The 11,939-nt window shown below is 62.8% G+C and carries 10 protein-coding genes and 1 other RNA gene; 4 read left to right on the plus strand and 7 right to left on the minus strand.

What is annotated here, in order from left to right; all coding sequences use genetic code 11:
- Positions 1 to 5 precede the first annotated feature (5 nt).
- Positions 6 to 3,752, minus strand: a complete 3,747-nt coding sequence (locus VMW12_09000) for an amino acid permease (protein HUZ49856.1) — start codon at positions 3,750 to 3,752, stop codon at positions 6 to 8.
- A gap of 15 nt (positions 3,753 to 3,767) precedes the next feature.
- On the opposite strand from VMW12_09000, the gene VMW12_09005 reads away from it, so the two are divergent.
- Together VMW12_09005 and VMW12_09010 are read left to right on the plus strand one after the other, a co-directional pair.
- Complete coding sequence (locus VMW12_09005) at positions 3,768 to 4,808, plus strand: alpha/beta hydrolase-fold protein (GenBank protein HUZ49857.1); 1,041 nt, start codon at positions 3,768 to 3,770, stop codon at positions 4,806 to 4,808.
- Positions 4,805 to 5,416, plus strand: coding sequence for a hypothetical protein (locus VMW12_09010; protein HUZ49858.1), 612 nt, complete (start codon positions 4,805 to 4,807; stop codon positions 5,414 to 5,416). The genes VMW12_09005 and VMW12_09010 overlap by 4 nt, the downstream gene beginning before the upstream one ends.
- A gap of 19 nt (positions 5,417 to 5,435) precedes the next feature.
- Here VMW12_09010 and VMW12_09015 read toward each other — a convergent pair whose 3' ends face one another.
- Positions 5,436 to 6,593 carry a cystathionine gamma-synthase gene (locus VMW12_09015; protein HUZ49859.1) on the minus strand — a complete coding sequence of 386 codons (1,158 nt, stop codon included), beginning with the start codon at positions 6,591 to 6,593 and terminating at the stop codon, positions 5,436 to 5,438.
- Positions 6,590 to 7,987, minus strand: coding sequence for a cystathionine beta-synthase (locus VMW12_09020; GenBank protein ID HUZ49860.1), 1,398 nt, complete (start codon positions 7,985 to 7,987; stop codon positions 6,590 to 6,592). The genes VMW12_09015 and VMW12_09020 overlap by 4 nt, the downstream gene beginning before the upstream one ends.
- Before the next feature lie 77 nt (positions 7,988 to 8,064).
- On the opposite strand from VMW12_09020, the gene VMW12_09025 reads away from it, so the two are divergent.
- Positions 8,065 to 8,424, plus strand: a complete 360-nt coding sequence (locus VMW12_09025) for a carboxypeptidase regulatory-like domain-containing protein (GenBank protein HUZ49861.1) — start codon at positions 8,065 to 8,067, stop codon at positions 8,422 to 8,424.
- Here VMW12_09025 and VMW12_09030 read toward each other — a convergent pair.
- On the minus strand, positions 8,396 to 9,748 hold the full coding sequence (locus VMW12_09030; protein ID HUZ49862.1) for a YvcK family protein: 1,353 nt from the start codon (positions 9,746 to 9,748) through the stop codon (positions 8,396 to 8,398). The genes VMW12_09025 and VMW12_09030 overlap by 29 nt on opposite strands.
- A complete protein-coding gene (gene rapZ, locus VMW12_09035; protein ID HUZ49863.1) occupies positions 9,748 to 10,596 on the minus strand; it encodes an RNase adapter RapZ in 849 nt (282 codons plus the stop codon). The genes VMW12_09030 and rapZ overlap by 1 nt, the downstream gene beginning before the upstream one ends.
- A 33-nt stretch (positions 10,597 to 10,629) precedes the next feature.
- Between rapZ and VMW12_09040 the strand changes: the two genes are divergently transcribed.
- A complete protein-coding gene (locus VMW12_09040; GenBank protein HUZ49864.1) occupies positions 10,630 to 11,022 on the plus strand; it encodes a DUF2203 domain-containing protein in 393 nt (130 codons plus the stop codon).
- Positions 11,023 to 11,056: 34 nt separating this feature from the next.
- Here the strand turns inward: VMW12_09040 and VMW12_09045 are convergent, their stop codons facing one another.
- Positions 11,057 to 11,464: a hypothetical protein gene (locus VMW12_09045; GenBank protein ID HUZ49865.1), complete on the minus strand. Its 408-nt coding sequence runs from the start codon at positions 11,462 to 11,464 to the stop codon at positions 11,057 to 11,059.
- 81 nt (positions 11,465 to 11,545) lie between these two features.
- An RNA gene (rnpB, locus tag VMW12_09050) (RNase P RNA component class A) lies at positions 11,546 to 11,939 on the minus strand; the annotation flags it as partial.

Consider the following 11,939-nt stretch of genomic DNA (forward strand, 5'->3'; position numbering starts at 1 on the left):
GACGACTATCGGCGATTCGCGCCGCCGCCTGATGCTCCTTGCAGGCGCAGCTCGATTCGAACCGGCGTATCGGCGGGGTAATCGAGCCGGTCGAGGCGATAACCGCGGCGCTCCAGGCTCGATTGTTGCGTGCCGGTGGGCCAGGTCACGGTCAGCAAGGAGGGTAGCGCGAACGCGCTCAACGAGCGGCCGGGAGCCGACGCCTCAAGCGTCACGACGAGCGTATGGGAGCCGGCCGCGAGCTCGTAGGTCTTGTGAAAGCGAACGCCCGCGCTACCAAGGTCCGGCGCGGTATAGTCGCAGCGCAGCAGGGCTCGGGTTGGATCCGCAGCGTCGAGCGCGCAACGATAGGCGCGGTTGAAGGTCCCGGCTTCCAGCGGGTGCGTGTAGCGGGCGATATAGTCGCGGGGAGAGGGCGTGGCCGGCGTCTGCACGTCGTCTCGAAACGCTCCGATAGTCGTGAACGCGTTTTTTCCCGAACCGTCGTGCGTGAAGACGAACGCACGCGCGCCGGCGCCGGGAGCGACGACGACTCGCACGATGCCGTTATCCAACACGTCGTCGCGCGTGCCATCGGCGAGTACGTCGGCGCGGTATGCCACCGCGTGCCCGTTGGGAACGGTGCGCCAAGTGGGCGCAATCGGTGCCGGTGTCACCGGCGAGGCCGATTCGGCTTGGAGTTGCGCAACGGTCCCGTCGGCTCGGATGCGCAGATCGACGGCGCCGCCTTCGGGTACGCTCATCGACGGGATGGCGATGCGTCGTCCCGCGAGATCGATCGCCGTTGCAGCGCTCGTGCGTACGGCTGTGCCCGGGTTCATCACGTCGAGGATGCCCGAGCGGCCGTCCGGTGAAAGCAGTAGCGATGCGTCGGTTATGCCTCCCGTCGAGGAACGAGCGCCCGCCGCGAGGGCGTCGTTCGCGTTAGCGACAACGATGCCGCCGCGTTCGCGAAATGCGCGGAGCAACGCCACGACGCGCGGCGTGAAGCGCAGCGGAAACCCCGTCGCGGGAACGATGAGCACGTGCGTCCGGAGCAGATCGCGCAAGCTGTCGTAGCGCAGATCGACCAGGCGGCACGTCAGCGCCAGAGCGCGGCAGCGCTGTTGGCTCGCGATCGTCAGCGCCGCGAGTTCGGCAACGCGCTGGTTATTCATCAATGCGGATTCATAAGCACTCGTCAGCCACGCGATCGACGCATCGCTACGCGGCCGGAGCGACGCAAGGTACGTGCCGTATCGTTGCACGAGGTGCCCAAAAGCCGCGGTGGGAGCATAGCGCGGCGACGGCTTGCCCGCACGCGTCAAGGCCGCATCCCAGGCATACGACCAGTTTGCCCACGGAGCTTCCCATCCGGGCGGATCGAGGGTATCTTGAACCGGAAAATTCACCACGCCGTGCGCGCCTTGCTGCAACATTTGATGCAGCGCGAGCGTGGTATTTTCGGGAGCGGCGGGACGCGGCGCGATTTCGTCGGCGCCTTGAAGCCAGCCGGCTTGGAATTCGCTCGTCATCACGGGCCGGCGAGATTGGGTCTGCAGAAGTCCGGTTGAAAACGCCAACTGCGCGAGATCGTGGTCGCCGATGCGATAGGCGTCGCTCTGGTACCAGTTACCCCACGCCCACACGGGCGCGGAAGCGGTGACCTTCATCTGATACGTGTTGATAAACAGCGGGACGTGCGTGCCAACGGTTTGTTGCACCGTCGTCTTGAGCCAACTCATGTATGCGTGCCAATGGGGAGCCGGCCAGGTGTCGTTGTCGATGTATGCGCCCTGGTCGTCGTCGAGCGCGACCGCGATCACGTCGTGCGACCACGGGGCAATCTCGTGGAGGACCAAATGCAGCCATGCGGCGGCCGCGCGGAGATGCGTGCCGTTGCGTAACCACTCGGCTGCTGCGGCGTCGGCATGCGCATTTTGCAGCGTTGCGGTGGCCGGGTACCGGCCTTGCAGAATATCGTGGAGGGGCATATCGTATGCGGGTTGCTCGAGCAGCCAGGCGGGATAGCCGCCGTTGCGCCACTCGTTGCGAATCACGGGGCCGGGCCGAACGATCGCCTTCAGTCCGAGTCCGTGAATGATGGAAAAGAGCGCCGGGAGATTGCGGCGCGGGTCGGTCTTTCCGGTAAAATCGATCGTATGCCGGTTCGGCTCGTGCCAATTCCAAATGAGATAGAGATCGATCGTGTTGATGCCCATCGCTTTGTATGCTAGGAGATCGCTTCGCCACTGCGAGCGCGGCGTACGCTCGTAGAAGAAGGCCGCACCATAGACGAAGAAAGGTTTGCCGTCGACTTGGAACTCCGGCGTGCCGCCCTGTTGAACGATCGCCGACGTATGCCACGTTTGCCATCCGCCTGATGCGGCGCGAGCGTGCAGCGGTACGACGAGAAGCGCGAGCAGTAGGCCCGCAACGAACGGCCACGCGCGCTGCGTACGGGCGAGAAGCACATATGCGAGAATGCCGATTGTCAGCCAACCCATGCCGAGTGCCAACGCGGTAAAGCCGGTGTACCATAGCGCGAGCGACCACCCCGCCAGCGCGACGAGCGACGGCAGCGGGTACAGCGGCATCCGAAACGGCGCTGCCGGATCGCGCCGTCGCAGCAACGCGAGCCCGAAGATTTGCGCGATACTTTGGATCAACACGATGCCCGCCGTCAGAAACGCGATCACTTGATCGAGTGAGAAGAAGCTTGCCACGAGGGAGAGGGCACCGACGGCGAGCAGCGCGCGATGAGGAAAGTCCTTGCTCGCATGCAATTTGGCAAAATACGGTAAGAACGTTCCTTCGCAAGCCGCCGCATAGGGTATGCGAGAGAATCCGAGCAAGTTTCCGTAGAGGGACGCAAACGCGGTCACGAGCACGAGCACGGTGCAGATGCGCGCCGCAAGGACACCCCAAGTTCGCTCGACGACCAACGCTCCCACGTACATGGCCTGCGCGGTCGGTTGACCGTGCGCGTCGAGTAGCGAACGCCAGGGAATGACGCCCAGCACGCCGATCTGCAGCGCCACGTAGAGCGCGGCGACGATCAGCACCGAGAGGAGAATCGATCGCGGAATCGTGCGGTGCGGGTTCACCACCTCGTCGCCTAGCAGCGCAACGTCCGAATATCCACTGTAGTCATAGAGGGTAATGTAGAGCGCCGTTCCAAAACCCGCGAGCAAGCCGGTGCCGATGTGTAGCGGAGCATCTAGATGAAAGACCGTCGCGAGATGCGCGTGCGGAAGCGCTGCGACGATGATAAAGGCCAGCGTCGAAATCGCCGCGACGGCCAAGACGATCCCGGTGATCGCGACGCGTCGCGTCTTGCGGTAGAGTAACGCGATGGTGGCGAGGCCGACTGCTAACGCCACCGCATCGTGCAGCCACCACGACGCACCGATCGCCGGGACGAGATAGGCTGCGTAGTTGGCGAAGCCGATGTACCCGCTCGCCAGCAAACAGGGCGCCGCGAGCAAGAACTGCCAATTAAAGAGAAAGGCCAGCGCGCGCCCGAGCCGCTGGGGTCCGTAAGCCTCGCGCAGGTATGCGTACGTGCCGCCGGAGCCGGGAACGCGGGAGGCCAACTCCGCCCACACGAGGCCGTCGCACAGCGCGACGACCGCTCCGCCGATCCAACCCAGGAGCGCCAGCGGCCCCCCTAGCGCGGAGATCACCAACGGAATCGTTACGAGCGGCCCGATACCGATCATCGTGATGACGTTGAGGGCGACGGCACCGCGAAGATCGATCGCTCGTTGCATCGAAGCCTAGTTCGCATGCACCAAACGTCTCCCTACGCGCGCTTACAGGGCTTGAGCGGCGATCTCCACGTCGATTTCATCGAAAGTGCGGCCTTGCGCGGCAACGCTTTGGGCGACCCGGCGGTACGGCCGTCGATCGTCTACGTTCCGCCCGGGTACGATCCGCAGGGCTCGCAGCGCTATCCCGTGCTGTACTGTTTGCACGGATATACCGGCGATGCGGCGGCGCTGCTCGCGACGCGTCCGTGGGAGACCAACGTCGTGCAGTGGGCCGATCGGCTAATCGTCAAAGGCGAGATGCGGCCCGCCATCGTCGCTTTGGTTGACGGATTCACGCGTTTGGGCGGGTCGCAGTACGTCGATTCGGCGCACAACGGTGCGTACGCGACCTACGTCGTTCGCGACGTAGTGGGCCATATCGACGCCTCGTATCGGACGATTGCGCGAGAGGGTGGCCGCGCGGTCTTCGGCAAGTCCTCCGGCGGATTCGGTGCGATGCACCTCTCGATCGCGCACCCCGGTATCTTTGCGGCATTTGCGTCGCACAGCGGAGATGCCTACTTCGAATACGCGCACCCGCGCGGATTCGCCGACGCGCAACGAACCCTCGAACGCTTCGATTTCGATCTCAAACATTTCGTCGAAGATTTCGAGGCGCGGCATAAACGTTCGCAGGCCGAGTACGGCACGATGGAAATGCTCGGATATGCCGCCGCGTATTCTCCGCGCTCCGGTGCTGCGTTCGACATCGATCTGCCCTTCGATCGCGCCACGGGTGCCATCCGCCAGGACGTCTTCGCGCGCTGGCTGGCGTTCGATCCGGTCCGGCGCATCGGTTCGAGCGTGGCGGAACTGCAGCGCTTGCGGCTGCGTTACCTCGATTGCGGTCGCCGCGACGAATATGGCCTCGATATCGGTGCGCGTTTGGTCGCGACCGGCCTCCGGAACGCCGGGCTTTCGGTCGTGCACGAGGAATTCGACGACGACCACCGCAACGTGGGGTACCGTTACGCCCGTTCGCTCCCGCTGCTCGCAGCCGCTTTGGATATAGAATGATACGTTGGATCGCGCTTGCTTCGCTCGTCGCCCTGGCTCTAGTGCCCTCGCTCCCCAGTGCGGCACAAGTGCCCGCACCTGCGCAAGTTCAGGCTCAGGCCAGTCCGCAGCCGACGCCCACCCCGGACCCGCACGTGTACGACGACCCCGCAATGCACTTCGTCGCGCCGCCTCACTATATACTCTTGACGCGCAGGCCCACGCCCCAGCTCGCCGAGCTCGGCAACGATCCGGCGATCATCGCGGTATGGCTGCTGCACGAAAAGGGTAAACCTCAGCGCGAGCTCACGCTCTCGATGGAATCGTATACCGATGCGGTCAGCACTTTTGAATCGAGTTTCGAGAGCCAGATCCGTCAAAAGGTCGATGGGTTGCTCGTGCGCGATAAACAGCCCATCACGTTGAAGAACGGCATGCCGGCATATTTCGTCGACACGACGTTCGGCTCGGGATTTACGACCGAGAAGCAGTTCGACGTGGTCTGGGCCGATGGGCAGCGCGGCGTGATTCTCGCCCTTGCCGGACGTTTGGGCGAGATCGATGCGCAGGATGCCAAAGCGGCGTTGCTCGACGTTTCGGCGACGCTCTATCCTACCAACGAGCCCTAATACCGCGGATCGGCGGCAGCTACGAAACGCCGGCCGGCATCGGCGTAGCGGCCAGGGCGGTACGGAGATCGTCGAGCAAATCGTCGAGATCTTCGATGCCGACCGAGAGGCGCAGCAGCCCGTCGGTGACGCCGCGGCGCTCGCGATCTTCTTTCGGGATCGATCCGTGCGTCATCCGGGCGGGATGGCAGATCAGCGATTCCACGCCGCCGAGGCTTTCGGCCAAGCTGAAATACTGTAAGCGGTTGGCGAAATCGAGGGCGCGTTCTTGCGGCCCGGTGAGAACGAACGAGACCATGCCGCCGAAGCCGCTCATCTGGCGTTTCGCAAGCGCGTGTTGCGGGTGCGAGGCGAGGCCCGGGTAATAGACGCGCGCGACATCGTGGTGCGCCTCCAGAAATTCCGCTACGGCTTGAGCGTTGCGCGCGTGCTCGCGCATCCGCAGCGCGAGCGTCTTGGCGCCGCGCATCGTGAGCCACGCATCGTGCGGCCCCGGTACTCCGCCCACTGCGTTCTGATGGAACTTGATCACATCGTACAGATCGCGATCGTTTGTGAGCGCGGCACCGCCGACAACGTCGCTGTGCCCGCCGATGTACTTCGTAGTGGAGTGCACCACAATATCGGCACCAAGACTCAACGGTTGCTGAAAGTACGGCGAAGCAAAAGTATTATCGACGACGACGATGGCTTGGCCGCGCAGCGCGCAGATCGCCTCGATATCGATGAGCTTGAGTAACGGGTTGGTCGGCGTCTCGATCCAAAACATTTTGGTGTTCGGCTTGACGGCCGCTCGCACCGCATCGAGATCGCTCATATCCACGTAGGTGAAATCGATGCCGTAACGGGAGAGTACTCGCGAGAAGAGCCGATAGGTTCCGCCGTACAGATCGTCGGTAACCACGACGTGATCGCCGGCGCTCAACGTATTGAGGACTGCCGCCGTGGCTGCCATCCCGCTCGCGAACGCGCTTCCATATCGCGCGTCCTCCAGCGAGGCAAGCTGCGCTTCGAGCGCGCTGCGCGTCGGATTAACGGTGCGGCTGTAATCGAAGCCCTTGTGCTCGCCGACGGCATCCTGCGTGTAGGTGGACGTTTGATAGATCGGGACGATCGTAGCGCCGGTCGTAGGGTCGGCTTCCTGGCCGACGTGGATCGCTCTGGTGCTGAACTTCACGGAGTCTCCGAGGAGGTGGAGAGAAAGCTGATGATGTCTTGCCGCGTGACCACGCCGATCGGGTCGCCGTCGTCGGTAACGACGATGGCGGGGTTCGCGAGCGTCAGCAGTTTGTAGGCTTTATCGATCTCTTCGTGCTGCTCGAGCGAAGGGAAGGCGCGGCCCATTACCTCGCCGACGGGCTTGTGCAGGATATCCGCCTGATCGAACACGGCCTGCATGACGCCGACATCGTTGATGCTGCCGACGATATCCGCTCCGCTCATCACCGGAATCTGCGAGATTTCGTATTTACGCAGCAGATCGAGCGCGGTTCGCACGGTGTCGTCGGTGGTGACGGTGATCAGGGGCGGTAACGGCGTCTTACCGCGCAGCACGTCGCCGACCATTGCGAGGCGCTTGCCCTCGGAGAGGAAGCCGTTGGCGATCATCCACTCGTCGTTGAAGATCTTCGACATGTAGCCGCGGCCCGAATCGGGGAACAGCACCACGACGATGGCATCGTTCGGCAGCGTCTTCGCGAGTTTGATCGCCGCGACGGCGGCGGTCCCCGACGATCCACCGACAAGCAAGCCCTCTTCGCGCGTGATGCGGCGGGCCATCAAGAACGACTCGCGATCGGAGACGCGCACCATTTCGTCGATGACCTTGAGATCGACGGTGTCGGGCAAATAGCTCATGCCGATGCCTTCAACCGCATACGAGCGCGGCGTATCACCGGAATAGATGGAACCTTCGGGATCGGCTCCGACGACGTGAATGTTCGGATTGCGTTCTTTGAGATAGCGGGCCGTCCCGGAGATGGTGCCGCCGGTACCGATACCCGCAACGAAATGGGTGATCTGCCCGTGCGTCTGCTCCCAAATTTCGGGCCCGGTGGAGTGGTAGTGGGCTTCGGGATTCTCGTGGTTGTGAAACTGATTGGGTTGGAACGCGCCGGGAATTTCGGAAGCGAGCCGATTGGCAACGCCGTAATACGATTCGGCGGAATCGGTCGGCACGTTGGTGGGCGTTACCACGACCTCAGCCCCGTAGGCGCGAATCAGATCGATCTTTTCCTTGGCCATCTTATCCGGCATCACCAGGATGCAGCGATAGCCGCGAATCGCGGCGGCCATGGCGAGCCCCGATCCCGTATTTCCGCTCGTCGGTTCCACGATCGTGCCGCCGGGCTTGAGGTGCCCGGAGCGCTCCGCGGCCTCCAACATGGCCACCGCAGGGCGATCTTTGACGCTCCCTCCGGGATTCATGTACTCCACCTTTGCAAGCACCAAGCAACCGGCACCGTCGGTGACCTTATTGAGCTTGATAAGCGGGGTATTGCCGATCGCCTCTAGGGCATCGGAGCAGTAGTCGGGGCCGGTCGCCCGATCGGAGGGAGCCGTTTCTAGCATGCGGTCCCGCTTCCGCGAGAGCGCGAGCGGAGCCTGCGTCACAAGGGCAGCGGGCTGCGCGCTCGAAACAACAACATATGTTGCGCTTTGCTCGTTTCGCGATGCTGTTAGCCGCCGTGGGTCTGGCTACGTCGATGTTGGCCGGGTGCAACGACGATAGCGCCCTTCCGCCGGCCGGAAAGTATTCGGCGTTCTCCGGAACCGTGATCGATCGCGCGACCAATAAGCCGCTTGCGGGCGCGGTCGTCACCGTCGATACGGTACTGACGGCCACCACCGACGCCGCCGGAAAATTCACCATCGCCAAGGTGCCCAGCGGCATCGTCGATTACAGCGTTCAGGCTAACGGCTATACGGTGCTCACCTCAACGGCGAACACCGATCCGGGCAAACCGTTCGAACTCGACGTTAGCCTCGATCCGTCGCGGCCGCACTAGGGCGGCGATACGATTTCGCCGGCTTAACCAGCGTCGCGCGTTCCGCTACCGCCTGATCGATAATAGAAAACACCACCGCCGCTAAGCGATCCGGGTCGTGCCGCACCGTTTGCGTTTCGCTGATGACTTGAGCGCCGACAGCCCTGACGCCGAGCCGCTCGATCCGTTCGAAATCGGCGACGACCGGGACTTGGCCTTCCTCTGCGTACGTCTCCAAAAGCCGCGAGGGCGGCTGCTCGTTGACGATAACGTATTCGCAGACGGGGCCTCCGGCATTGGCGAAGAGCGTCTCGACATGCTGGGCCGCGGTCATGCCCTGCGTCTCTCCAGGCTGCGTCATGACGTTACAGACGTACATCTTAATCGCCGACGACGCTGCGATTTCACTGGCGATGCGTTCGATCAGCAGGTTCGGTAAGATCGAGGTGAAGAGCGAACCCGGCCCCAGGACGATGGCATCCGCCTCGCGGATCGCCTGCACCACCTCATCGAGCGGCTCGACCCTCGCGGGATCGAAGAAGACGCGTTTGATCGGCCGCTGCGCCAGCGGAATCGCCGACTCGCCTTCCACGATACTTCCATCGTCGAGTTCCGCACAGAGGCGTGCGACGCTCAAGGTGGCGGGCAAAACGCGACCGACGATATTGAGGACGCGGCTCGATTCTTTGATTGCGATATCGAAATTGCCGGTGATGCCCGTCATCGCCGCGAGAAAAAGATTTCCGAACGAATGGCCGGTGAGTCCTTCACCTTCTTGGAAGCGGTAACGGAATAAATCGGTGACGAGGGCCTCGTTATCGGCGAGCGCGACCAAGCAGTTGCGAACGTCGCCCGGCGGCAGCACGCCAAGTTCTTTCTGCAATCGGCCGGACGAGCCGCCGTCGTCGCTCACGGTAACGACTGCGGTCAGGTTACTCGTGCGACGTTTGAGACCGCGTAGCAATGTTGAAAGCCCGGTACCTCCGCCGATCGCCACGATTTTATAGCCGTTCTCAAGCCGCCGGCCGATCAGCGTATCGAGAATTCCGGCGCGGCCTCGCGTGCTTGCCGCTCGCACCAGCGCACGCAGCCATTGGCGCACGCCGGAGACAATCATGAGGATCCCGACGATGCCGAAGACCCATGTTAAATATGCCGGGGAGAAGTAATCGTCAACCGCACCATCGAGGATCTCGTTGATGTGGAAGCCGACCCCTTCGGCAACGAACCAGCGATTGATCGCGTCGATCACCAGCACGGTCCCCACCACCGAAAGGATGAGCCAGCGCTTGACGCCGATACCCGGAAGAAACCAGCGCAGCGAAGAGATGGGGTTGCGGCGCATCAGCGCACGATGTCCCGTGCGTCGATCGTGAGCGCTAGCTTTGGGTCGCGAGCGAGATGTTCGCGAACGCGGTTTGCGACGTAGACCGAGCGATGGCGCCCGCCCGTACATCCGATGCCGATCGTGAGATGAGCCTTGCCTTCTGAAATATAGCGGGGGATCAAGAAGTCCAGCAGATCGAAAGTTTTCGTCAAAAACGGTTCGCATGCCGCATCCGCGTGGATGAACGCGGCGACGACGGCATCGTCCCCGGTGAGGGAGCGCAGCGCGTCATCGTAATTAGGATTGCGCAGAAAGCGCACGTCGAAGAGCAGATCGATATCCAACGGCAAACCGTATTTGAATCCGAACGGCACGAGCGTCACGGCGAGGGCTGGGCGCTCGCTGGATCCGAACGCCGCGGAGAGGCGATGTTTGAGGCCCCCATGCGTGAGTTCGGTCGTATCGATGATGGTATCCGCGCGTTCGCGCAGGGGCATCAGCAGGGCGCGCTCGGCCGTGATCGCATCGCGTAAGGAACCGATCTCCGCGAGCGGATGGCGCCGCCGCGTCTCGCTAAAGCGGCGCATGAGCGACTCGTCGCTCGCTTCGAGGTAGACCAAACTTACGTCGTGTTTTGCGCGGGCGGCTTCGATGGCTTCGAGCGGGTTGCCGAGTAGCCGTTCGCCGTGCGCGTCGAGCGTCACCGCGATTTCGCGCACCTGCGCTCGATCGAGCGTCTGCAGGGTCGTCGAGAGCGCCGCGGGAGGCAGGTGCTCGACACAGTAGAAGCCCAAATCTTCAAAGGTCTTGATGGCTTGGCTGCGGCCGGCACCAGCCGGACCCGCGAGAAATACGACATGGGCCATAATCAGGACTTACAAAGGGATCGTCGCACGAGCATGAAGCTGTTTTCTCCGGATCGCGCCAACGCCCTCATCCCCAAGCTGACGCCGCTTGTCGAAGAGCTGCTTACTAAGCGCCGCGACCTGGCCATTACGCTGCTGGAGAGCGACCCTGCTCTGCGGCGAACCCCGCCGAGCACCTCGCGACTGGCCGGCGTTCGCTCGCCGTTTCCACCGCCGCGTTTCGGCGAGCGCAAGAGCGAGATCGTGCGCCTCATCCACCGGATCGAGTCATTCGGTTGCATCGTCAAGGATATCGACCTCGGACTGCTCGATTTCCCGTCGTCCAGCGAAGGCGAGCCGATATATCTCTGCTGGCGGATCGGAGAACGCCGGATCCAGTACTGGCACCGTGCGGATGAGGGCTTTAGCGAACGCAAAGAACTATAAAGGCCGGCACTCGGCCGGCCCCTATAGCATCGTTCTACATCGCCGGAGACGCTGTAGCCTCGACCGGGGTAAAATCTTCCGCGAGCCCCTGCAACCGCACGTCACCGAACTCGGCGGTATAGGCACCGCTTTCGAAGCTGGTGATTTCGCCGATCTCGGGAACGTTGGCGAGCTGCGGCACCTTGGCGCGGATCTCATCGGGAATGCGTACCTTATCGCCGACGGCTAGGCCGCCCTCGTCAAAGAGCGCATTGAGGCTTTCGAGCAACATCGGGAGCGGGATGCCGTAATCTTCGCTCACCGCACCGATCGTATGCGATTCGCTAATGGCGCAGTTGGAACAACCGCCGAGATGGAAGCGCGCAAACACGCGGCGCGCGCCGGCGTGCAGTTGAAACGCTTGGTCGACGGTCATCTCGGGGGAAAATTGCTGTTGGCTCACGGTTCTCGTCCTCAAACTCCTGGCTGGTCTACTTCAATTGGATATAACGTGCCGCGGTCCCCGCGGGTTGCGGCCCAAAGAGCGCGGAGTACGCCTATAAGCCGGATTCTGTAGGGCCCGTCCTTGCGAACGTTCCCCGACGGCCATCTATCTGGGGTACGCGTCACCGCGCACCTCGGTGCGATGTATCTCGAGCGGACGGGCCGTCCGGTCCGCAAGCGGACGATCGAGCGATCTTGCTTCAGGTGGGGTTTACCCGGACGCACGTTACCGTGACATCCCGTGAGCTCTTACCTCACGATTTCACCCTTGGAGACGGGCCGGCTTGCGCCGACATCGCCTTCGGTTTGTTTCTGTGGCACTTTCCTTCGAGTCACCCCGACAGGACGTTATCCTGCACCCTGCCCTGTGAAGCCCGGACTTTCCTCACCCTAACGGCCGCGAACGACCGTAAAGCGCGGCCGTCCAGCGTACT

The organism is Candidatus Dormiibacterota bacterium, assembly GCA_035532835.1.
In the GTDB taxonomy this organism is placed as follows: Bacteria; Vulcanimicrobiota; Vulcanimicrobiia; order Vulcanimicrobiales; family Vulcanimicrobiaceae; genus DAHUXY01.

Coding starts and splice junctions, on each gene's coding strand:
- VMW12_09000 (HUZ49856.1), bottom strand. CDS start 3,752: ATGCAACGAGCGATCGATCTTCGCGGTGCCGTCGCCCTCAACGTCATC.
- VMW12_09005 (HUZ49857.1), top strand. CDS start 3,768: ATGCACCAAACGTCTCCCTACGCGCGCTTACAGGGCTTGAGCGGCGAT.
- VMW12_09030 (HUZ49862.1), bottom strand. CDS start 9,748: ATGCGCCGCAACCCCATCTCTTCGCTGCGCTGGTTTCTTCCGGGTATC.
- VMW12_09020 (HUZ49860.1), bottom strand. CDS start 7,987: ATGCTAGAAACGGCTCCCTCCGATCGGGCGACCGGCCCCGACTACTGC.
- VMW12_09040 (HUZ49864.1), top strand. CDS start 10,630: ATGAAGCTGTTTTCTCCGGATCGCGCCAACGCCCTCATCCCCAAGCTG.
- VMW12_09010 (HUZ49858.1), top strand. CDS start 4,805: ATGATACGTTGGATCGCGCTTGCTTCGCTCGTCGCCCTGGCTCTAGTG.
- VMW12_09025 (HUZ49861.1), top strand. CDS start 8,065: ATGTTGCGCTTTGCTCGTTTCGCGATGCTGTTAGCCGCCGTGGGTCTG.
- rapZ (HUZ49863.1), bottom strand. CDS start 10,596: ATGGCCCATGTCGTATTTCTCGCGGGTCCGGCTGGTGCCGGCCGCAGC.